This window comes from Microbacterium sp. HMH0099 (assembly GCF_049384025.1).
In the GTDB taxonomy this organism is placed as follows: Bacteria; Actinomycetota; Actinomycetes; order Actinomycetales; family Microbacteriaceae; genus Microbacterium.
Map to the genome: position 1 here is coordinate 76008 of NZ_JBMRJR010000001.1, position 21368 is coordinate 97375.

17 protein-coding genes are annotated in these 21368 nt (G+C 74.2%); 5 read left to right on the forward strand and 12 right to left on the reverse strand.

Features of this window, described 5'->3' with window-relative positions; genetic code table 11:
* Positions 1 to 107: 107 nt before the first annotated feature.
* From ACO03V_RS00290 to ACO03V_RS00320, 7 genes are all read right to left on the reverse strand, one after another.
* Entirely contained in the window at positions 108 to 1946 is a 1839-nt protein-coding gene (locus ACO03V_RS00290) for a helix-turn-helix domain-containing protein (RefSeq protein ID WP_423136165.1), read from the reverse strand.
* A gap of 106 nt (positions 1947 to 2052) precedes the next feature.
* Complete coding sequence (locus ACO03V_RS00295) at positions 2053 to 2823, reverse strand: ABC transporter ATP-binding protein (protein WP_367732945.1); 771 nt, start codon at positions 2821 to 2823, stop codon at positions 2053 to 2055.
* Positions 2820 to 4583 carry a dipeptide/oligopeptide/nickel ABC transporter permease/ATP-binding protein gene (locus ACO03V_RS00300; protein ID WP_423136166.1) on the reverse strand — a complete coding sequence of 588 codons (1764 nt, stop codon included), beginning with the start codon at positions 4581 to 4583 and terminating at the stop codon, positions 2820 to 2822. The genes ACO03V_RS00295 and ACO03V_RS00300 overlap by 4 nt, the downstream gene beginning before the upstream one ends.
* Before the next feature lie 3 nt (positions 4584 to 4586).
* Entirely contained in the window at positions 4587 to 5630 is a 1044-nt protein-coding gene (locus tag ACO03V_RS00305) for an ABC transporter permease (RefSeq protein ID WP_387052795.1), read from the reverse strand.
* A 1-nt stretch (position 5631) separates the two neighbouring features.
* Positions 5632 to 7221, reverse strand: coding sequence for an ABC transporter substrate-binding protein (locus tag ACO03V_RS00310; RefSeq protein WP_423136167.1), 1590 nt, complete (start codon positions 7219 to 7221; stop codon positions 5632 to 5634).
* A gap of 82 nt (positions 7222 to 7303) precedes the next feature.
* Positions 7304 to 8884 carry a hydantoinase/oxoprolinase N-terminal domain-containing protein gene (locus tag ACO03V_RS00315; RefSeq protein ID WP_387052799.1) on the reverse strand — a complete coding sequence of 527 codons (1581 nt, stop codon included), beginning with the start codon at positions 8882 to 8884 and terminating at the stop codon, positions 7304 to 7306.
* Positions 8881 to 9993 (reverse strand): DUF917 domain-containing protein, encoded by a 1113-nt coding sequence (locus ACO03V_RS00320; RefSeq protein WP_423136168.1) that lies wholly within the window; start codon positions 9991 to 9993, stop codon positions 8881 to 8883. Before ACO03V_RS00320 ends, ACO03V_RS00315 begins: the two co-directional genes overlap by 4 nt.
* Positions 9994 to 10066: 73 nt before the next feature.
* On the opposite strand from ACO03V_RS00320, the gene ACO03V_RS00325 reads away from it, so the two are divergent.
* The 3 genes from ACO03V_RS00325 (at position 10067) to ACO03V_RS00335 (ending at position 13257) form a co-directional block, all read left to right on the forward strand.
* Positions 10067 to 11551: a PucR family transcriptional regulator gene (locus ACO03V_RS00325; RefSeq protein ID WP_423136169.1), complete on the forward strand. Its 1485-nt coding sequence runs from the start codon at positions 10067 to 10069 to the stop codon at positions 11549 to 11551.
* Between the two features lie 131 nt (positions 11552 to 11682).
* A complete protein-coding gene (locus ACO03V_RS00330) occupies positions 11683 to 12309 on the forward strand; it encodes an MSMEG_1061 family FMN-dependent PPOX-type flavoprotein (protein WP_423136170.1) in 627 nt (208 codons plus the stop codon).
* Positions 12310 to 13257, forward strand: coding sequence for a PDR/VanB family oxidoreductase (locus ACO03V_RS00335; protein ID WP_423136171.1), 948 nt, complete (start codon positions 12310 to 12312; stop codon positions 13255 to 13257).
* A gap of 96 nt (positions 13258 to 13353) precedes the next feature.
* On the opposite strand, the gene ACO03V_RS00340 is transcribed toward ACO03V_RS00335, so the two are convergent.
* From ACO03V_RS00340 to solA, 4 genes are read right to left on the reverse strand one after another with little or no spacing between them, the layout of a single operon-like run.
* Positions 13354 to 14820 (reverse strand): amidohydrolase, encoded by a 1467-nt coding sequence (locus ACO03V_RS00340; RefSeq protein WP_423136172.1) that lies wholly within the window; start codon positions 14818 to 14820, stop codon positions 13354 to 13356.
* Positions 14817 to 15845 (reverse strand): ornithine cyclodeaminase, encoded by a 1029-nt coding sequence (locus tag ACO03V_RS00345; RefSeq protein ID WP_423136173.1) that lies wholly within the window; start codon positions 15843 to 15845, stop codon positions 14817 to 14819. The genes ACO03V_RS00340 and ACO03V_RS00345 overlap by 4 nt, the downstream gene beginning before the upstream one ends.
* Positions 15842 to 16546 (reverse strand): FMN-binding negative transcriptional regulator, encoded by a 705-nt coding sequence (locus ACO03V_RS00350; RefSeq protein ID WP_423136174.1) that lies wholly within the window; start codon positions 16544 to 16546, stop codon positions 15842 to 15844. The genes ACO03V_RS00345 and ACO03V_RS00350 overlap by 4 nt, the downstream gene beginning before the upstream one ends.
* A 43-nt stretch (positions 16547 to 16589) precedes the next feature.
* Positions 16590 to 17732, reverse strand: a complete 1143-nt coding sequence (gene solA, locus ACO03V_RS00355) for an N-methyl-L-tryptophan oxidase (RefSeq protein WP_423136175.1) — start codon at positions 17730 to 17732, stop codon at positions 16590 to 16592.
* Positions 17733 to 17863: 131 nt separating this feature from the next.
* Between solA and ACO03V_RS00360 the strand changes: the two genes are divergently transcribed.
* The gene (locus ACO03V_RS00360; protein ID WP_423136176.1) at positions 17864 to 19363 is read left to right on the forward strand and encodes a helix-turn-helix domain-containing protein; all 1500 of its coding nucleotides are present in this window, start codon (positions 17864 to 17866) and stop codon (positions 19361 to 19363) included.
* Positions 19364 to 19428: 65 nt separating this feature from the next.
* Entirely contained in the window at positions 19429 to 20280 is an 852-nt protein-coding gene (locus tag ACO03V_RS00365; RefSeq protein ID WP_423136177.1) for an alpha/beta fold hydrolase, read from the forward strand.
* Positions 20281 to 20339: 59 nt separating this feature from the next.
* Here ACO03V_RS00365 and ACO03V_RS00370 read toward each other — a convergent pair whose 3' ends face one another.
* Entirely contained in the window at positions 20340 to 21230 is an 891-nt protein-coding gene (locus ACO03V_RS00370) for a DUF808 domain-containing protein (RefSeq protein ID WP_367732913.1), read from the reverse strand.
* Positions 21231 to 21368: the final 138 nt, after the last annotated feature.

Below are 21368 nucleotides of genomic sequence, written 5' to 3' on the forward strand. Positions count from 1 at the left end.
CTCGAGCGGGGCGCCGCGCGCGTCGCGGCCCCGATTCGAGGCTAGAAAGGGCGCGGGCGGACGGACACGGACGCAGAGCACACCGGATGCCGCCGGCGATGTGCCGGTCACCCATCGCGCTGTCCCGCGAGCCGGTCCCGCAGCTCGTCGAGGCGCACCGCCGTGGACAGCCGGAAGAAGCGCTCGTCCTCCCGCCAGCCGTCCTCCAGCAGACGGTCCAGCTTCTCGAGCCGCTGCAGGATCGTGTTGGTGTGGAAGGTGAGCGCTCGGGCCGTGCGCGTGGGGCTGGCGCCGTTCCGCACGAACGCGCGCAGCGTCGTCAGCAGGTCGCTGCCGCGCTCCGCGTCGTGGCGGCGGACCGCGCCGAGGGCTCCGTCGAGGAACGCGGAGAGGGCGCGCCGGTCCGACGTCAGCGTGGCCGCGTAGGGCGCCAGGTCGTCGGCGGGCACGAGCGTGTCGGTCAGGTCCAGCGCGCGGGCCAGGCCCGCGGCCGCACGGACGTCCGCGGTCGCCCGGACGGGGTCGCGGTCGGCGCCGCCGGTGGTCACGGCCAGCACCGGGACGTCGAGGGCGGCGCGGACACGACGGCGCACGGCCGCGTCCGACGGCGCGTCGTGGAGGGCGAGCACGAGGCCGTCGAGCTCGGCGACCAGCGCCCCCTCCCCCAGCTCGCGGGCGATCACGCGCGCGGCCTCCGCCCGTCCGAGGCGATCGACGTCGAACGCGGTGGCCGCGCGCAGACGGCCGAGGTCGACACCGGACCTCCGCAGGGCGTCCGCGACATCGGCGCGCCGCGCCGGGGCCGCGGTCACGAGCTCGACGAGCAGGTCCGCCCGCCGGCGATGATCCGCGGCGGCCACCGCCTCCTCCGACAGCGCCAGCAGGGCCGTCACCTGACCGGCACGCTCGATCGTGCGCAGGTCCACGTCGTCGAGCTCGCGTGCGGACGCCCCCACGACGATGGCGCCGAACGAGCGCGCACCGGCCGCGACGGCGGTGACGAGGGCGGCATCCGGGGTGCGCACCGCCCGTCCGTCGGTCCGGCTCCGCACGACGGCCGCCCGGACGGCGGGGGCGGCGGTGTCGGGCGGCCGGTCGCCCTCGCTCGCACGGACGGCGCCGTCGGCGTCGACGATGACGACGGGGGCCTCGAGCCCCGCCGCGAGCGTCCGCGCCACCGGGGCCAGACCGCCCCCGGCCAGGACGGCGTCCACGAGCTCGCGGTGGACGCGATTGGCCCGGTCGCGGGCGGCGACGTGCGCGGTCAGCGCGGCCGCCGCGGCGCGGGCGCGCTCCGCCTGGAGCTCGGCGTCGGCGAGGGCCGCGGCGGTCTGCAGCACGACCGACGCGTGGTCGGCCAGCGCCGCGAGGAGCGCGATGTCGTCGGGGGTGAAGGTGCGCTCGCGGCGCATGGCCACGAACAGCACGCCCAGCACGCGGACCTCCGAGAGCAGGGGCACGCCGAGCATCGACACGATCCCCTCGGCGGCCACCGCGGCGTCGATGCCGGACGTGTGCCGGTCCGCCGCGACGCTGTCGTAGCGGCGCACCGCGCGGGGCAGACGGGACTCGGCGATGGCGCTGACGAGACCGCGCCCACGGGGAACGACGAGGTCGCGGAGCGCCCCGGAGACGACCCCGCGGGTCTGACGCACCCGCAGCGTGCCGTCGCCGTCGTCGAACTCCGACAAGTACGCCACGTCGGCGGCGAGGAGCTCCTGCGCGCGTTCGACCAGCCGCTCCAGCACGGCGTCGGCGTCGCGGACGGCGGCCAGCTCACGGGCGCTGGCGAAGAGCGCCGCCAGCTCCCCCGCGCGTCGGCGGAGCGCGGCGGTGTCGTCGGGCCGGCGGAGCGCGGCGGTGTCGTCGGGCCGGCGGAGCGCGGCGGTGTCGTCCCCGTCCGCGGGCGACGCGTCACCGGGCGGCGGGGACGCGGCCGTACTCACGTCCGTTCGACCGCGCCGGCCACGACGGCGGCGCCGCACACCGCGGCCATGAGGACCGCGACGGTCGTGTCGTTCACGGCATCCCTCCCGCGCCCGTCCCGGCGGCTCATCCGTCCGCCATCCGGACGCCGAGGACGGGCACGGCGTCGAGGAGGTCCCGCGTGTACTGCGCCGCGGGGGCGTCGAGCAGCTGCTCCGTCGGTCCGGACTCGACGATGCGGCCGTGACGCATCACCGCGATCTCGTCGCTGACGTAGCGGACGACGGCGAGGTTGTGCGAGATGAAGAGCATCGACAGGCCCAGCCGCTCCTGCAGCTCCCGCAGCAGGTTGAGGACCGCGCCCTGCACCGACACGTCGAGCGCGCTGGTGACCTCGTCGGCGATGAGGACGGACGGCTCCCCCGCCAGCGCCCGGGCGATCGTGATGCGCTGCCGCTGGCCGCCGGAGAACGCCGCCGGCAGCTCCCCCGCCCGGTCGGGATCGAGGTGGACGAGGTCGAGCAGCTCCCGCACCCGTGCGACGCGGGCGTCCCGCGACCAGGACCGGCCGGTGGCCCGCAGCGCCTCCGCGATGGAGTCGCCGATGCTCATCCGCGGGTCCAGCGCCGAGAACGGGTCCTGGAACACCAGCTGCAGGCTCCGGCGGGCCCCGCGCGCCGCCGCGCCGCGCCCCGAGGCGGGGATCCCGCCGACGCGGATCTCGCCGCCGGCGAGCGGGACGAGACCCACCGCGGCGGCCGCGATGGTGCTCTTGCCGGAGCCGGACTCGCCGACCAGGCCGAGGGTCCGTCCCGCCGGCACCGCGAGCGAGACGTCGTCGACGACGGTGGTCCGCCCGTAGCGGACGGACAGGCGGTCGATCTCGAGGGCGTTCACACCCCCACCTCCTCGGCGAGCGCGGACGCGGCCAGCTCCGGCGGGATGACCGGAAGCGGCCGGGTGCGGTCGGACGTCATGTCGGGCAGGCACGCCACGAGCGCCCGCGAGTACGGGTGCGTCGCGTCCTCGCGGATGCGCTGGGCGTCGAGCTCCTCCACGACGACCCCGTCCTTCATCACGAGGACGCGGTCGCAGAACGCGGACACGAGCGCGATGTCGTGCGAGATGAAGACGATTGCCGCGCCCGTCTCGCGCTGAGCGGTGCGCAGGACCCCCATCACCTGACGCTGCACGGTCACGTCCAGGGCGGTGGTCGGCTCGTCCGCGATGATCAGCTGCGGGCGGCCGGTGAGCGCCTGCCCGATCATGGCGCGCTGGCGCATGCCGCCGCTGAACTGGTGCGGGTACTGCGACAGCCGGCGACGCGCGTCCGGGATGCCCACGGATTCCAGGGCCAAGGCGGCGTGCTCGCGCGCCTCCGACCGCGACAGGCGCAGGTGCACCTCGGGCACCTCGGTCAATTGCCGGCCGATCGTGAGGGCGGGGTTGAGCGAGGTCAGCGGGTCCTGGAAGACCATCCCGAGCTCGACGCCCAGGACGGAGCGGTCGGCGGCCGTGAGGGGCCGCGTCATGTCGATGCCGTGGAAGGTGTGCGCCGTCGTCGTGATGCGGGCGTCGGCGCCGAGCAGCCCGGCGAGCGCCATCGCGGTGAGCGACTTGCCGGACCCCGACTCGCCCACGATGCCCACGACCTCGCCGGGGGCGATGCGCACGCTGACGCCGCGGACGCGCTCGACCTCGCCGCCGTCCGCGGTGCCGAACGCGACGCGCAGGTCGGCGACCTCCGCGATCGGCGCGTCCGCGGCGATCGGGGCGCGGTGCGCCGGGGACGCCGCGGGCCGGAGGGGGGCGACGGCGCCCACGGCCCGGCGTCCCACGGCCCGGAGTCCGTTCCCGCCGCCGGCGAGCGCCTCGCTGACGAAGGTGAAGACCAGGCCGGCGAGGACGACGGCGATCCCGGGGCCGATGGCCGCGAGCGGGTTGACGTAGATGCGGGTGATGCCGTCCTGCAGCAGCCGGCCCCAGTCGTATCCGGGCGCCTGCACGCCGAGGCCGAGGAACGAGAGCCCGGCGAACGACAGCAGGGTCACGCTCGCGGTGGCGGCGGCGTTGACGAAGAGCGGGTTGGCGATGTTCGGCAGGATGTGCCGGACCAGGATGCCGAACGGCCCGACGCCCACGACGCGGGCGGCGCGGACGTAGTCGCGGCCGGACACGGAGGAGGCGAGGTTGTAGACGAGACGGGCCATGAAGGGGATGCCGGAGATCCCGATCGCGAACATGGCGCTCATCGCGCTGGCGCCCCAGATGACGGTGAAGAACAGCACCATGAGCAGCCACGGGAAGGCGAGGAGGATGTCGAGCAGGCCGGTCGCGAGACGCCGGACGTGCCGGGGCAGGATGACCGCGACGAGACCGTACGCGATGCCGCCGACGGTGGAGACGAGCGTTGCCCCGAGGGTCAGCAGCAGCGAGACGCGGGCGGCGACGAGGACGCGGGCGAAGATGTCGCGACCGAGGTCGTCGGTGCCGAACGGGTGCGCTGCGCTGGGGGCGAGCAGCCGCTCGGGGACGTTCGACGTCTCGGCCGCGCCGACGAAGAGCACCGGTCCGAGCAGGGCGACGAAGAGGAACAGCGCGGTGCCGGCGAGCGCGGCGATGCCGGCGGGCGAGAGCAGACGGGAGCGCAGGGTCATGGCTCAGCCCTCCGTGATCGAGGACCGCGGGTCGACGGTCACGAGGATGAGGTCGACGATGAGGTTCACGCCGAGGATGATGAGCGCGTAGACGACGACGAGCCCCTGGACGATGGGGTAGTCCTTGGCGCCGACGGCCGGCACCATCACCCCGCCCATCCCGGGGATGGCGAACACCGTCTCGATGAGCACGGTGCCGGCGACCATGCCGCTGAGCAGCAGGCCGCTGACGGTCAGCGAGGCCGTGATGATGTTGGGCAGCGCGTGCCGCAGGTAGATGAGGCGCCCGGGCAGGCGCTTCGCGCGGGCGGTCGTCATGTAGGTGGCCCCGAGGACCCCCGACATCTCGACTTGCACGATGCGGGCCAGATAGGCCATGGGGCCGAGCGCCAAGGCGAGCACGGGGAGGACGGCATCCCTCGGGTCCCCCCACCCCGCCGCGGGCAGCCACTGCAGCTGCACGGCGAAGAGGGCGATGAGCCCCACCGCGAGCAGGAAGCCGGGCACGGCGATGAGCATGCCGAGGATGCCGGAGATCGCGGCGTCCGCGACGCGGCGTCCGGGGCGCTGGAGCGCGACGGCGGCGCCGATGCCGAGCGGGACCGCGGCGAGGAGGGCGACGAGGAAGCTGACGACGCCGAGCGTCACCGTGGCCGGGAAGCGCTGCGCGATCGTCTCGGACACGGGGCGGCCGGTGCGGATCGAGTCGCCGAAGTCGCCGCGCAGCAGGCCGGCGATGTAGTCGAAGAACTGGACGGGCAGGGGCTGGTCCAGCCCCAGCTCGGCCCGTGTCGCGGCGACGAGCTCGGGCGAGGCCTGGATGCCGAGCGCCGCCCGCACCGGGTCGCCCGGGACGAGGTGGATGAGGAAGAAGGATGCCACGACCACCACGGCCAGCGAGACGAGCAGGCGCCCGAGCCGGCGGAGGAGGAACGCGGTCCGGGGCGACAGGGACGGGCCGCGGCCGCGCCCCTCCGCCCGCACCGCGAGGGCTGCGGTCGGAGCACCGGCCAGGTCGGCGGTGGCGGGCGGAGGGGTCGCGGTCATGTCAGCCCAGCATCCGGATCGAGGTGGGGTTGAGGAAGTTCGGCTGCTCGAACACGGCGCCGGACTGGTAGTTCGGCAGGATGTTGTCGATCACCGGGAACGTGTCGAAGCGGTCGATGAGCTCCCGCTCGGCCTGCTGCCACAGCCCGCACGCCTCGTCGGGCGCGGCGGTCTTGGCCTCGGTGGCGAGGGCGTTGTACTCGGGGTTGTCGACGAACATGAAGTTCAGACCGCCCTGGTCGGGGGTGGCCCCGCCGAAGAACAGGTCGAGCACGACGGGGCTGCCCGGCGCGATCTGCACCCAGCCGGTGTCCCAGTCGAAGCTCGTGTAGAGCTGGTCCGACCAGGCGGCGGCGTCGTTGGCCGACAGCTCGGTGACGACACCGAGCTCGTCCCACGTCTCCTTCACCAGCTCGGCGGCCGGGGCGTGCGAGGCGGTGGGCGCGTCGTAGATGAACTTCACCTCGAGCGGCCGGCCGTCCTTCTCGCGGATGCCGTCGGAGTTCAGGGTCCACCCGGCCTCGTCCAGCAGCTCGGCGGCGCGGTCGACGTCGGTGTCCGGGAGGGTCCATCCGGGCGGGTCCTGCACGCAGAGCAGGGGCGTCTTCATCACGAGCCCGGACGACGGCAGGCCCGTCGCGCCGGCGATGACGGGGCCGACCTCGTCGCGGTCGATCGCGATGGACAGCGCCTCGCGCACGAGCGGGTCGGAGAACGGGCGGCCCTCCTTCTCGTTGAAGAGGATCTGGCCGACGGGGTTGCGCACGCCCGCGTACTCCAGGCCGGCGCCTTCGAGGCGGTCCTGGTCCGGGCCGGTGACGACGCCGGAGTTCAGCTCGCCCGACAGCAGCAGGTTGGTGACCGTGCTCTGATCCGACACGATGCGCGCCTCGATCGTGTCGGGCAGGCCCTCGGTGTCGCTCGTGACGTCGTACGGGCCCCACGTGTACCCGTCGCGCTTGGTGAAGACGTAGGCGTCGCCGGCGCGCGCCTCGCTGAGCTGGAACATGCCGGTGCCGTTCGTGGCGTCCGACAGCGACGGGGTGTCGGCGAGGCCCGCGTCGCAGACCATCATGATCGAGCCGAGGTTCGTGGAGAGGAACGGGTCGTTGACCGTGCTGGTCACGGTGACCACGTTCCCCTCGGCGGTCGCGGAGACCGCCTCGGTGATGACCGTGCCGTACGAGAAGGTCGCGTTGGCGGGGTCGGCGTTGTAGTTGAGGTTGTCAGCGACCGTCTGGCCGGTGAACTCCGAGCCGTCGGCGCAGGTGATCCCGTCCTTGAGCGTGAAGGTGGCCGACGTCCCCTCGTCGGTCCAGCTCTCGGCGAGCCAGGGCTCGTACTCCCCGTCGGGGGTGACGTAGATGAGCGACTCGTAGGCGATCGTGACGACGTCGAAGGTGTCGGGCGACACGGCCTTCATTGGGTCGAGGTCGCCCGGGTCGTCGCTGATCGCCTTGACGAAGGTGCCGCCGGAGACGTACTCGCCGGAGGCGTCGCCGCCGCCGCCGTCGGATCCCGCGCAGGACGCCAGTGTCAGCGCGAGGAGGGTGGCCCCGGCCGCGGCCGGGACGATGCTGCTGCGTTTCATTGCCTTGCTCCTTTTCTCGGGTGAAGCGTGGTGATGCCGGTGGTGCGGTGCTGCGGGTGGTGCTTCGGGTGTGGTGCGGGTGTCACCGCGCCGGGAGGGGCGCTGCCAGGTGACTCAGGGGCCCCGCCGCCTTGACGGAGACCTTGATGGTGGGACGCGCGGTGTACGACAGCGACGTCTCGAGGACGTCGACGATCTCGACGGCGAGGGGGTCCGCGCCCGCCTGGATGGCCTTGGCGATCGCCGCCTCGGACGCGGCCGCGATCGCGGCGTCGCGGTCCTCGGCGTCGGAGATCTGGTCCGCGCGGCCGCCCGCGAGCGAGATGGCCGCGCCGACGGCGTTGGCCACCTCCGCGCGGTCCGGCCGCAGGACGGGGCCGGCCCCCGGCAGGTCGTCGGGGACGAGCATCGCCCCGCCGCCGACGACGACGAGCGGCAGGTCGACGCGGCCGAGCGAGAGCCGCTCCACCGCCTCCTCGATCCGCTCGTGCGCCCGGGCGAGCCCCGCGGCGAGCGCGTCGCGCCGACCGGCGGTGAGCGGGGGCAGGGACCGACCGGCGATGCCGTACCCGGCCGCGGCCGCGGCGTCGGTGAGCGTCGGGGTCGACCCGCCGAACAGGAGGGCCTCCTGTGCGATGCGGTAGCCGACCGACCGCGGGCCGACCGCCCCGGTGCGCGGGTCGATGACGGTGCCGCCGCCGATCCCGAGGCTCAGGATGTCCGGCATCCGGAAGTTGGTCCGCACCCCGCCGATGTCGCGCGGGAGCGTGGACTCGCGGGGGAAGCCGTCGACGAGGACGCCGAGGTCGCTCGTCGTGCCGCCGACGTCGACGACGATCGCGTTCGCGGCACCGGACAGGAAGGCCGCCCCGCGGATGGAGTTCGCGGGGCCCGACCCGATGGTGAGCACGGGGTACCGCACGGCGTAGTCGAGCGACATGAGGGTGCCGTCGTTCTGCGCGAAGAAGGTGGCGACATCGAGCCCCTTCTCGGCGACGACATCCACGAGGGCGCGGGTGACATCGGATGCCACCCCGCGCAGCGCCGCGTTCAGCACGGTCGCGTTCTCGCGCTCCAGCAGGCCGTCCGGGCCGATCTCCTGACTGAGGAAGACGGGGGTCGCGGTGCCGAGGTGATCGTGGACGAGCTGCTCGACCTCGCGCTCCTGCTCGGGCGAGGAGGGGCTGAAGATGCCGCACACGGCGACGCTGTCGAACGCGCCGCCGAGTCCGTCGAGGAAGCGCCGGATGCCGTCGCGGTCCAGCGGCGAGATGGGGGTGCCGTCGACCATGTGGCCGCCGCCCAGCATCGCCGCTCCGGCCAGGACGCGCTCCGACAGGTCCGCAGGCCAGCCGGTCAGCGGCGGCCACTCGGTCGCGGCCGGGGCGCCCAGGCGCACGAGTGCGACCCGGTCCAGCCCGCGCCGGGCCACGATGGCGTTGGTCGCGTGCGTCGTCCCGAGCATGACGCGCGACACCCGGTCGCGGTCCTCGCCCAGCTGGTCGAGGACGGCGCCGATCCCGGCCCGGATGCCGCCGATGACGTCCTCCGTCGTGGGCTGCTTCGTCCACGCTATGACGGAGCCGGTGGCATCCACGACGACCGCATCGGTGTTCGTGCCGCCGACGTCGACGCCGATGGACAGGTCGCGAACGGCGCTCATCGCGCGTCCTTCCGCTCGAAGGGGACGTAGGGCAGGTCGTAGCCGAAGGCGCGCGGGCCGGCGAGCTCGAGGCCGCGCTCGGTGCGCCACAGGGGGTCGCACGCCCAGGCCAGGACCGAGACGCGCTGGCCGTAGCGGAGCATCTCGGTCGAGATAGCGTGCCCCGTCTCGAGGTCGACGACCGTGATGAGGTCGGGCACGGTCGCCAGGACCTCCCCGTCCTCGAGGACGACGAGGTTCTCGTTGCGCAGCTCGACCCGCTGGAGGCGCCCGCGGTCGTCGCCGATCCCGGCGATCGTGATCGACCCGCGGACGAAGCCGCCCTCGGTGCGCCGGGAGACGTCGACGACCTTGCCCGAGATGAGGACGTCCGCGTCGAGCTCGGCCGCGATGGCGGGGACGGGGTCCGAGGCCTCGAGGAGGGCCCGCCCGACCCGGATGGCCGTGCTGACGGTGCCCGGGATGACCGCGCCGCGGGCGGTCTCCGCGGTGAGCAGGTAGTGGGCGCCGAGGCAGATGCCGCCGGCGGCGACGGTGACCGCGCGAGCGTGGCGCTCCAGCCAGCCGAGGTCGACCGTGCGGAGCGTGACGACGTTGCCGACGACGTCGCTCAGCACGGCGAACGCGCACGGGACCCCCGCGACGTTCGTGGAGATCATGGTCGCCTCGGGGAACGCGCGGCCCATGCCGTCGGCGTCCAGCAGGGCGACGCCCAGGCGGGCGGCCCACCCGGCGGGCGAGACGCCGTTGCTGCCGCCGATCTCCGCGGGCATGATCGCGGTGATCCGGCGTCCGGCGACGCGCTCGGCCTCGCGCAGCAGCGTCTCGACCTGGTCCGTCGAGGCGAGCATCTCGATGCCCACCGTCGGGGCGCCGATCCCGCTCATCATGATGACGGCGTCGTCGGGACCCAGGTCGTCCAGCGACAGCAGCCGGACCGGGCCGTGCTCGCGGATCGCCCGCTCGGTGATCTGCTGCGACGTGTAGACGGCCCCGCCGCCGCCCGTGCCGAAGATGGCGGCGCCGGCGGCGAGGGCCGCGATGTCGTCCGCCGTGACGTGCGCGGCCGTGCGCGCCGAGGGCGACGAGGTGAGGGACGGGGATGCCATGACACGACCCTAAGCACCCCGTCAGCGAGCGACAATGTGCCCGCGCGACAGGGAATCGGCGTACATTGTGCGCGTGGCACAACTCACCACCACCGACCTCCTCGCGCAGGCCGAGCGCCTCGGCGTCGCGCTCGCCGCGGGTCCCACCGGCGGCACGACGATCGAGCGCGTGGACGTGACCAGCCTGGCCGAGCTGCCGTCGCTGCCCGCGGGCACGCTGGCCGTCGTGGCCGGCGACGAGCCGCCCGCCCCCTATCTCGTGGACGTCGCCGTCCGGCAGGCCAGCGCGCGCGGACTCGCCGGCATCGTCATGCCCGCGGGGTTCGCCCCGACCGAGACCGCCGCGGCCCTCGCTCTCCGCGGCGGGGTGCCGGTGCTCGTCTCGCTCTCCGCGCGCGCCCCCGACCTGGCGGTCACGATCGACCGGGTCATCAGCGGCGGGGCCGCGGAGTCGATGACCCGCGCGGCCTTCGCGGTCGAGAAGGCGACCGAGGCCGCCGCGGCCGGGGCGGGCGACGCCGTCGCGGCCATCCTCGACGCGGCCGGTACCGCCCTCGGCATCCGCGTGGGCCTGCAGGAGGACCTCGCCACCTCGTGGACCGATGCGGACGCGGTGTTCGTGGGCGAGGTCCCGATCGGCCGGCTCGTCGCCGAGACCGGCGACCCCGCCGCGACCGTCGCCCTGCCGGTCGTGGCCTCGCTGGTCTCGCGGGCGATGCAGCGGCAGCTGCAGGACCGCTTCGCACCCAACCAGTCCCGTGCGGACCTCATCGTCGAGCTGATCCTCGCCGAGTCCGGTCGCGTGGACGGCTTCGTCGCCCCGGCCGCGCGCCTCGGCCTGCCGCTGCAGCTGTCGCACGCGGTGGCCTGGCTCCGCCCGCAGCACCGCTCCGACCCGGGCCTGCGCGCCCCGCGCTTCGTCGAGGCCGCGCTCGAACTGCACACGCTGCAGCTCATCGAGGACCGCCCGGAGCTCTGGCACATCGCGTTCCTGCAGGACGACGTCATCCTCGTCAGCAGCGAGGACCACGGCGCCGGCGACCATCAGCGCCGCCTCCGCGACGTCGTCACGCAGATCCAGGCGCAGGCGCGGCGCATCGCCGGCGACGACTGGACCTACACCGTCGGCCTCGGCACGCCGCAGACGGGGGCGGCCGGTCTCCGCCAGTCCGCCGCCGAGGCCCGGGTCGCGGCCGACTCGGCGATCGCGGCGGGACGACTGGATGCCATCGAGCTGACCGACGTGACGGGCCTCCGCCGCCTGCTGCTGGACTTCTACGCCTCGCCGGTGAGCCGCAACCTGCTCGACGACATCCTGCATCCGCTCGACGCGCTGGGCCCCGAGCGCTCGACGACGGCCGTGCGGACGCTGTTGTCGTACCTCGGCAACCGCAACTCGCTCGCGCAGGCCGGACGCGAGCTGAACCTGCACCCGAACGCGGTGGGCTACCGCATCCGCCGGGTCCGGGAGCAGCTCGACGTCGACCTCGACGACCCCGACACGCGGTTCGCCGTCGAGCTCGCCTGCCGCGTCCGCCTCCTCGGCGCGGGACGCTGAGCCGGCGGCATCCCGCGCCCCCTCGTCGCTGCGCGCGCGAGGAGCACCTGTGCGCGGAGCACAGATCGCACCCGTGATCCTGTGCCGGGACGACGAAGCGCGGACCGGAGGGCCGGGATAGCGTGGAGGCCATGCTCTCCACCGGTTTCCGCGCGCTCGGGATCGAGGAGATCCGCGGCGTGCTGGGCGAGCCCGAGGGGCCGTCCCTGCAGAAGATCACCGATCACCTCGACGAGAACTGCCTGCGCTTCCTCGCCCACTCCCCCTTCGCCACGCTGGCCACCGCGGACCGCAACGGCACGTGCGACTGCTCGCCGCGCGGCGACTACCCCGGCTTCGTGCGGGCGATCGACGACCGCACCGTCGTGATCCCCGACCGGCTCGGGAACAAGATCGCCGACTCGATGCGCAACATCGTCGACAACGGCCACGCCGCGCTGCTGTGCTTCGTGCCCGGGATGACCGAGACGCTGCGCATCAACGGCACCGCGATCGTCACCGACGACCCGACCCTGCTGCGCGCGCTCGAGCAGGACCACACCGTGCCCGACCTGGCCATCGTCCTCCGCATCGAGCAGGTGTATCTCCACTGCGGGCGGGCGCTGCTGCGCGGCGGGCTGTGGGATGCCGAGATGCAGGACCTCGCGACGCAGGTGCCGACGTCCGGGCAGATCTGGGCGAGCACCTCCGGGTGGGACCCGGAGGTCGGCGACGTCATCGACGAGGCGATGTCCGGCGCGTACCGGGCGCTGTACTGAGTGCGCACCCGCACCGGACTCCTGCCCCTCGTCGTCCGCGAGATCACGCGGGAGACGCCCGACATCCTCAGCATCCGCCTCGCGCATCCCGACGGCTCGCCGCTGCCCGCGTGGCAGCCCGGCGCCCACGTCGACCTCCAGCTGATCACCCGCCACGAGCGGCAGTACTCGCTGTGCGGCGACCCCGCCGACACGACGTCGTACCGCATCGCCGTCCGCCGCGAGCAGCTCTCCCGCGGCGGCTCGCACTACATCCACACCTTCCTCCGGACGGGGAGCACCGTGTGGGTCCGGCCGCCCCGCAACCTCTTCGCCCTCGGCGACGCCCCGGCCCACCTGCTCCTCGCGGCCGGGATCGGCGTGACCCCGATCCTGGCGATGGCGCGACACCTGGCATCCACGGGGGGCGACTGGCGCATGATCGTCGCGGCGAGGACGCGGGCGGACGTGGCCTTCGCCGACGAGATCGCCGCCCTCGGCGACCGGGCACGAGTGCACGTCAGCGGGGAGGACGGACGGCTCGACCTCGCCGCCGTCCTCGCCGGGATCGCCCCGGGCACCGGCGTCTACGCGTGCGGACCCGCGGCCTTTACCGACGCGCTGCTCGCCCTCGCTCCGACGCTGCCGGAAGGGTCCGGCATCCATCTGGAGCGTTTCGAGCCGCGCCGGCGCGCGTTCGGGCCGACCGCGGCGTTCACCGCCACGGCCGCCCGCTCCGGCGTGACGGTGGAGGTGCCGGCCGAGCGGTCGCTGCGGGAGACGCTGCAGGGCGCCGGAGTGCCCGTGGAGGGGTCGTGCCTGCGCGGGGTGTGCGGCTCGTGCGCCGTGCCCGTCCTGGACGGCGCCGTGGAGCACCGCGACTCGCTGACGACGGACGAGGACTCGCGCGTGATCTACACGTGCGTCTCGCGCGCGGCGCCCGGCTCCACCCTCGTGCTCGACGTCTGACCTGCCGTCAGTAAACGCTCCGCGCGGGTGGAAACGCCGTGCCACGGCGTTTCCCCCGCGCGAGAGCGTTCACTGCCGCCCAAGGGGCCGCGGGGCTCACAGCGCGCGGTGCGTGAACCGCCCGCCGAGCAGCGTGGCCGCGACCGGCATGCCGCGCAGGGCGTCCCGGTCGCAGGCGTGCGGGTCGCGGTCCAGGACGACGACGTCCGCCGCCTCCCCCACGGCCAGCCGCCCCCGACTGCTCGCCGCCAGCGCGACGTCGAGCGGGAGCCGCTGCTCGGGATGCCACGCCTCCCGGTCCCCGCGACTGCGCGCGGTCGCCGCCGCGATGGCGTGCCACGGGTCCAGCGGGGCGACGGGCGCGTCCGAGCCCAGCCGCAGCGCGGCGCCCGAGCGGTGCAGGGAGCCGAAGGCGAACGCGCGCGCGGTGCGCCCCGCCCAGTGCAGGTCGGCGATGTCCCGGTCGTCCATCGCGTGCTCGGGCTGCACGCTGGCGATGAGCCCGGCGGGCGCGAAGCGGCGGAAGTCCTCGTCGCGCACGAGCTGCGCGTGCTCGATGATCCCCGGCATCCCGAGCTCCTCGAACACCTCGATGACCTCGGTGTTGGCGCGGTCTCCGATCGCGTGGACGGCCGGAAGGATGCCGCCCTCCTTCGCGCGGATCAGCAGTCGGCGCAGCTCGTCGACGGGGACGCTCTGCACGCCGCAGCCGTGCTCGGCGTGCCCGTCGGCGCTCGGGTACGGGTCCCAGCACCACGCCGTGCGCGTGTTGAGCGAGCCGTCCACGACGACCTTGAGCCGCCCCATCGTCACGAGCCCGTCCGGGTCGAGCGGAGAGCCCGTCCGCAGACCCGCGGCGATGGCCTCCTCGAGCCGGTCGGGCCACACCGACGCGTCGACCCGCAGCGCGCGCACGCCCGCGGCGACCCGCTCGGGCCACTCGCGGAAGTTCGGCACGTTCTCGTAGTCGACGATGCCGACGATCCCCCGCCGGGCCGCGGCGTCCGCCACGTCCGTGTATGCCTCCAGGGGAATGGATGCCGCCTTCTGGAAGCGCTGCAGGGAGCCGATCCAGTCGGACTCCGACACCACGCCGCTCGCATCGGGCCGCAGGCCGAACCGCTCGGCGCCGCGCGTGTTCATCCACCCCGCGTGCAGGTCGCCGCTGACGAGGACGACGGGGTCGTCCGGGAACGCCTCGTCGAGCGCGCGGAGCGAGGTCGGCGTGGACCACAGCCCGTCGCGGTAGCCGTACCCGACGACGACGCCGTCCGTCCGCGGCGCCCCCGCGGCGATCGCCCGGCGCACGGCATCCACCGCCTCCTCCGGGCTGTTAGTCCCGCTGACGTCGACGCGACGGCTCGTGATGACCCACTGCGTGAAGTGCACGTGCGCGTCCCACAGTCCCGGGCCGACGAAGCGCCCGTCGAGGTCGACGAGCTCGCCCTCCGCGGCCTGCGTGCCGGCCGGCGCGATCGCGGCGATGAACCCGTCGCGGATGACGACGTCCACGGGCGCGCCGCCGCCGTACGGCCGTCCCCCGCGCAGCGTGAGGCCGCTCATGCGACGGGCACCGGGGCGCCGACCATCCCGAAGAGGTCCTTCGGATCGTCGGGGGCGGCCACGAGGTCGATCTCCTGGGCGAGATCGGTGCCCGCGACGCTGTCGCGGAGGAATCGCAGCGCCGAGAAGTCCTCGAGCGCGAAGCCGACCGAGTCGAACACCGTCACCTGGTCGGACGACGTACGGCCGGGCAGACGGCCCGTGAGCACCTCCCAGAACTCCGTCACCGGGAAGTCCGGCGCGACCCGCTGGATCTCCCCCTCGATGCGGGTCTGCGGCGTGTACTCGACGAACACCGGCCCGCGCGACAGGATCGCGGGGTCCAGCTCGGTCTTGCCCGGGCAGTCGCCGCCGATGGCGTTGATGTGCATCCCGGATGCCACGTGCGCGTCCGCCAGCACCGTCGCGGCCATCTTGTCCGCGGTGCACGTGGTCACCACGTCGGCCCCGCGGGCGGCCTCGGCGGCGGAGTCGCACACGACGACGTCGAAGCCCAGGGGGACGAGGTTGCGGACGAGCTTCGCCGTCGCGGCCGGGTCCACGTCGAAGACGCGCAGCCGGTCGATCCCGAGGACGCCGCGGAACGCGAGGGCCTGGAACTCCGCCTGACTGCCCGCGCCGATCATCGCCATCACGCGGGAGTCGGGCCGCGCGAGCGCCCGGGCGACCATCGCGGAGGTGGCGGCGGTGCGCAGCGCGGTCAGCAGCGTCATCTCGGACAGGAACACGGGATAGCCGTTGTGCACGTCGGCGAGCACGCCGAAGGCGGTCACCGTCTGGTACCCGCGCCCCGGGTTGAACGGGTGCCCGTTCACGTACTTGAACGCGTACGTGTCGGGGTCGCTGATCGGCATGAGCTCGATCACCCCGAACGGCGTGTGGCTGGCCATCCGCTCGACCTTGTCGAACGCCGGCCAGCGCCGGTAGTCCACCTCGAGGTAGGCGACCATGTCGGTCATCAGCCGCTCGGCCCCGTGCGTCGCCACCCATCGGACCATGGCGTCCACGCCCACGAATCCCGTCATCGTCGTTCCTCTCTGTCGTCGCCGGCATCCGCCCGGTCGGCCGGGGCCGGAGGGAGGGATGCCGCCGGGTCGGCCGGGGCGCGACGGACGGCATCCATCCGGTCGGCCAGCGCCGGGTTCTCGTACGGTCCGGGCGCGCGCAGCGCCGCGATCACGCGGTCGACCACCTCGTCCGGCTTGTCCTGGCTGAGCTTCTGCTTCGCCTCGAACCGCGTCACGCGGAGCCGGAAGCCGACCGTGCCGTGCACGATCCGCTCGGCGTAGGCGGTGTTCTCGAGGCTGCGGTGCATCAGGAAGGGGTTCGGCAGCGGCGCCTCGAAGTGCGTCACCAGCCGATCGAGCACCGCGAGGTTCTCGTCGTCGCCGAGGATCTCGGGGGTTCCGTGCAGGTGCGCGACGACGAAGTTCCACGTCGGCACGGCCGGCGACACGTCGTACCAGCTCGGCGAGATGTACCCGCTCGGCCCGGACACGATGATCATCGCCTTGTGCCGTCCGAGCTCGTGCAGCGCCTCATCCGGCCGGCCCACGTGGCTCACGAGCGAGAGACCGTCGGCGTCGTCCTCGACGAGGACCGGATAGTGGGATGCCACGAGGCCCCGGCCCGGGACATGACTGACCAGCGTGGCCCAGGGGTTCTCGCGGACGAGGGCGCGCACGGCATCCCGGTCGTCCATCGCGTAGTCGGGGGCGTGTCTCATCCGCGTGCTCCGTCCGTGGTCGCGGCGCCGGACAGCCGGCTCGTCACGATGCTCGCAGCGCCGGGGCGGCGGTCGCGTCCACCGCGAACGCCGTGAGGTCGTCCGTGGTGCCCTCGCCGATCGCGAGCTCGGCCAGACCGAGCCCGAAGGCCGGGGTGAACTTGAAGGCGTGCCCCGCCCCGAGGCCCACGATGATGTCGGGGTGCTCGCGGAGGGCGCCGAGGACGAAGCGGCGCCCGGGGGTCAGCGCGTACTGGCAGGTGACGGTGCGCAGGAGGGCGCCGCTGCCCGGAATCCGCGCGGACAGGAACGCCGACAGCTCGGCCACCCGCTCCGGCGAGGGGACGAAGGTGCGCTCGTCCGGGGACATGCGGTTCTCGGAGACGTCGCGCGCCGCCTTGATCGTCGGCTCGCCGTACGTGGGGAAGCCGTAGAAGTTCTGCTCGTCCTCCCAGATCCACACCGGGAAGCGCTCGGGGGCGTAGTCCGCGGGCGCGGCGGGGGCGAAATAGCTGACCTGCTCCTGCATCACCTCGAGGGGGATATGGATGCCGAGCGGCTCCAGCAGCGCGGACGTCCAGGCGTCCGCGGCCACGACGACACGGAGAGCGCGCACGTCGCCGGCCGAGGTCGCCACGACGACCCCGCCGTCGACGGGGACCAGGGCGTCCACGCGCGTCCGGTCCCGCAGCACCGCGCCCCGCATCCGCGCGTGCATCTGCAGCGTGGCGACGGTGCGGGCGGCGTGGGCGATCCCCGAGTCCGGCGTGTAGACCGTCGTCACGCCGGCGGGAACGTCGAACTGCGGCCAGCGGGCGCGCACCTCGTCGGGGGCGAGCAGCTCGTACGGCACGCCGTTCTCGGTCAGGCTGCGCGCGAAGTCGTCCGCGTCGTAGGGGCCGGCGTCGGGGATGAACACGACGCCGCCGGTCACGGTCAGCAGGTGCTCGCCGGTGTCGGCCTCGAGCGCCGCCCACTCGCGGTAGGCGGCCTGCGCGAACCGCACGTACTCCGGCGAGCCGTACGACGTGCGGACGATGCGGGACGTGTCGTGCGAGGCGCCGCGGACGTGCCCGAGCTCGAACTGCTCGAAGGCGACGGTCCGGATGCCGACACGCGCGAGGTGGTAGGCGGCGGCGCTGCCCAGCGCGCCGAGGCCGACGACGGCGACATCGAACTCTTCCATGGGTCCCTCTTCCCGGGCCGGGCGGGTTGCCGGCGGACGGAAGCCATTATTCGAATCGCGCAGGTCGGAGGTGTTACGGTCGGCGAGAAGTGCAATCCTCCCCCCGTCGGATTGCACTTGTGGGAGGGCACGTGGGTGCGCGCGTCGAGCAGGCCGTCGCCGCGCTGCGCGCCGTCGCCGCGCGGCCGTACCCCACCGCCCCCCTGACGCTGGCGTCGATCGCCGCCGCGGCCGGATCCGGCCCGAGCACGGCGTCCCGGCTGTGCGCCGACCTGGTCGCCGCGGGCGCCCTCGCGCGCGGCGACGGGTACGGCACCTTCCGCCTCGGACCGCGCGCGATCGCCCTATCCGGCCGCGCCGCCGCGCCGCTCGCCGCCGTCACGCACTTCGAGCTGCATCGGATCGCCCAGGACACGAGCGAGACCGTCCTCCTCGCCGCCCCCGAGCGCACCGGCGCCCGCGTCGTGGCGAGCGTCGGCTCGGGATGGACCCTGCACGTCCCGGCCGGCGTCGGCGACCTCGTGGAGGACGACCGTCGCGCCGTCGTGCGCGCCGCCCGGGGCGACGAGGCGGAGGTCGTCGAGGCGCAGGCCGGCCGCGCGGTCGAGATCGCGGTGGCGCTGTCCGCCCCGGACGGACGGTGCGTCGCCGTCCTCGCCGTGTGCCTCCCCGTCTACCGGGCGGTGCGCGCGCGGACGCGCATCCGCCGCGTGCTCCTCGAGGCCCGCCGGGCGTTCGAGAAGACGCTCGCCGCGCCGCCCGCCGATCCTCTCCCGGCGGCGACGCCTCCCGACGCGCCCGCCCCGGCCGCGCCGCCCGCACGGCCCGCGCCGGCCGCGCCGCCCTCACCCGCCGCACCGATCCACGCGCCCGCGCCGCGCACGGTCGAGGCCGCGCTGCGGCTCCTGGAGCGCCTGGCCGCGGGAGCGACGACGATCCCCGCGCTCGCGACGGCGAGCGGCATCCGTCCCGACCGCGTCCGGCGGCTCGTCGACGGCCTGCTGCGCACGGGGATGGTGCACCGCGACACCGAGACGGACGCCCTGCACCTCGACGCGGGCGTCCACGGCTGGCACCGCGCCGCGATGATCCCGCTGCTGGAGGAGGCGAGCGCGACCGTCGTCCCCGACACGGCGGCCCGGCTCGGCACCTGCGTCTTCGTGACGACCCTCCGCGGCATGCGCAGCTTCACGCTCGTGGAGCACATCGAGCCGCTCGGCGAGGGACTGCTCATGACCCCGTGGCTCGGACGCCCCCACCCGCTCGTCGGGTCCGACGGCGGCCCGACCCTCGCCGGCGATTTCGCCCCGGAGCAGCTGGCCGCGCTCTTCCCCCGCCGCCACGGCGCCCTCGAGTACGAGCGGTTCGTCCGCCGCGCCGCCCAGGCACGGGCGGACGGCGTGCTCGTGATGGAGTCGCCGGACGAGTTCGCCATCACCTCGGTCTCCGCGCCCGTGCGGGATTCGTCCGGACTCGTCGCCGCCGCGGCGTGCATCGTCGGCGCCAGCGAGGACGTCCGCCCCCGCCTGGACGACCTGCGCGACGCCGCGCGCGCCCTCGCCGCCGCACTGTCCGCCCGCCTGTGCGGCGCGGAGTCCCCGCCCATGCCGCTCCCGCGAACGATGGGGTGAGCGTCCATTCCGCCCACCGCCGGACCCCGCTAACGTCTCTCGCACCCGAGCTCGAAGGACCCTGGATGCCACTCACCTCCGCCCCCACGATCCACTACGAGTCCACGGGCGACCCGTCCGCGCCGCCGGTCGTCCTGCTCTCGGGCGGCGGCGCGCAGCTGATCAGCTGGCACGTCGACCTCGTCGCGATGCTGGTGGCACGCGGCATCCGGGTCATCCGCATGGACAATCGCGACGTCGGACTGTCCGCGCGCTTCGGCGGCGAGGACGACATCGACGGCGGGTACGGCCTCGGCGACATGGGCGACGACGTGGTGCGCGTCCTGGACGCCCTCGGTCTCGAGTCCGCCCACCTCGTCGGCCACTCGATGGGCGGGATGATGGCGCAGATGGTGGCGATCGACCACCCCGCGCGGGTGCGCAGCCTGGGTCTGCTGTCGACGATCCCCGGCCGGGACCCGCGCTACATCCTGCACGGCGAACGCCCGGAGCTGCGGGTCGCACCGCAGCGCTTCTCCCGCGCGGAGGTCGTCGCCGGGGCGGCCGCGTTCGCCGCCTCCACGGCGGGGCACCGCTACCCGCTCGACGTCGAGTGGAACGCCTGGGCGGCGGGCGAGGCGTTCGACCGCGGCTACGCCCCGGAGGGCTTTTCCCGGCAGTGGGCGGCGCTGCTGCGCGCCCCGGAACGCCTCGAGGCGTTGCGCAGCGTCACGGTGCCGGCGTTCGTCTTCCACGGCCGCGACGACGACGTGCTGCACTGGAGCTCCGCAGTCGACATGGCCGAGGCGCTCCCGCGGGCGGAGCTGCAGGTGCACCCCGACCTGGGGCATTACCTCACCGCCGAGTTCTGGCCCGCCCTCGTCGACGGCATCGTCCGCGCGGTGGCGGCAGGCGAGGCCCTCCGCGCCGACGCCTGACCGGACGCGAGGCCCTCCGCGCCGACGCCTGACCGGGCGCGACCGCCCTGCGCCGACGCTCAGTGCGCGACCGGGGCGTCCCGCTTCACCAGACGCGTGACGCCGGTCACCACGACCACGATCAGCAGACCGAGGGCGAGGCCGAACACGGCCGACAGCGCGGTCTCGACGATCCACTCGACGACGGGCCCGGCCGCCTCGATCGCGTGCGTGACGTGGTGGACGAGGTCCCACGGCCCCGCCCAGAGCGTCTCGGCGAGGTTCTGCAGCACGAGGTGGCCGCCGACCCACAGCATCGCGACGGTGCCGACGACGCTGATGACGCGGAACACGGCGGGCATGGATGCCACGACGCGGGCACCGAAGCGCCGGACGCCGCGCGCGTGGCTCTTCATCAGCCGCAGGCCGATGTCGTCGATCTTCACGAGCAGGGCCACCGCGCCGTAGACGACGACCGTCATAGCCAGGCCGATGACGAGGAGCGCGCCCAGTGTCATCCCGATCCCGAAGTCCGGGTCCAGGCTGGCCAGGGCGATCAGCATGATCTCCGTGCTGAGGATGAGGTCGGTGCGCACGGCGCCGAACACGAGCTTCTTCTCGTCGCGGGGACCGTCGTCGTCGTGGGCGCCGTGGTGCACGCCGAACCATTCGAGCACCTTCTCCGCGCCCTCGAAGCAGAGGAATCCGCCGCCGACGATGAGCAGGTACGGCAGGACCCCGGGGGCGAAGGCGCTGAGCAGCAGCGCGATCGGGATGATGACGACGTACTTGTTGATGATGCTGCCGAGCGCGATCTTCCACACGACCGGCAGCTCGCGCGCGGGGGTGATGCCCTGCACGTACTGCGGGGTGACGGCGGCGTCGTCGATCACGACGCCCGCGGTCTTGGCACTGGCCTTGAGCGCAGCGCTCAGGATGTCATCGACGACGGCGAGCAGTCCGACCGACATGCGTGTTCCTCCCCCGGGGTGCGCCGCGGATGCTCCGCGAGGCTCTTCCGAGGATAGGGGCGGGAGGGATGCCGCGAGCGACGGGGTTGCGCGTGGCGACACCGCCCGGCACGCTCCGACCCCCGTCGACCGGCGGCG

Bases quoted from the DNA above. Each gene is read 5' to 3' on its own strand.
- ACO03V_RS00300 (WP_423136166.1), bottom strand. From the start codon at position 4,583: ATGACCCTGCGCTCCCGTCTGCTCTCGCCCGCCGGCATCGCCGCGCTC.
- ACO03V_RS00305 (WP_387052795.1), bottom strand. From the start codon at position 5,630: ATGACCGCGACCCCTCCGCCCGCCACCGCCGACCTGGCCGGTGCTCCG.
- ACO03V_RS00310 (WP_423136167.1), bottom strand. From the start codon at position 7,221: ATGAAACGCAGCAGCATCGTCCCGGCCGCGGCCGGGGCCACCCTCCTC.
- ACO03V_RS00315 (WP_387052799.1), bottom strand. From the start codon at position 8,884: ATGAGCGCCGTTCGCGACCTGTCCATCGGCGTCGACGTCGGCGGCACG.
- ACO03V_RS00320 (WP_423136168.1), bottom strand. From the start codon at position 9,993: ATGGCATCCCCGTCCCTCACCTCGTCGCCCTCGGCGCGCACGGCCGCG.
- ACO03V_RS00330 (WP_423136170.1), top strand. From the start codon at position 11,683: ATGCTCTCCACCGGTTTCCGCGCGCTCGGGATCGAGGAGATCCGCGGC.
- ACO03V_RS00340 (WP_423136172.1), bottom strand. From the start codon at position 14,820: ATGAGCGGCCTCACGCTGCGCGGGGGACGGCCGTACGGCGGCGGCGCG.
- ACO03V_RS00345 (WP_423136173.1), bottom strand. From the start codon at position 15,845: ATGACGGGATTCGTGGGCGTGGACGCCATGGTCCGATGGGTGGCGACG.
- ACO03V_RS00350 (WP_423136174.1), bottom strand. From the start codon at position 16,546: ATGAGACACGCCCCCGACTACGCGATGGACGACCGGGATGCCGTGCGC.
- solA (WP_423136175.1), bottom strand. From the start codon at position 17,732: ATGGAAGAGTTCGATGTCGCCGTCGTCGGCCTCGGCGCGCTGGGCAGC.
- ACO03V_RS00365 (WP_423136177.1), top strand. From the start codon at position 19,429: ATGCCACTCACCTCCGCCCCCACGATCCACTACGAGTCCACGGGCGAC.
- ACO03V_RS00370 (WP_367732913.1), bottom strand. From the start codon at position 21,230: ATGTCGGTCGGACTGCTCGCCGTCGTCGATGACATCCTGAGCGCTGCG.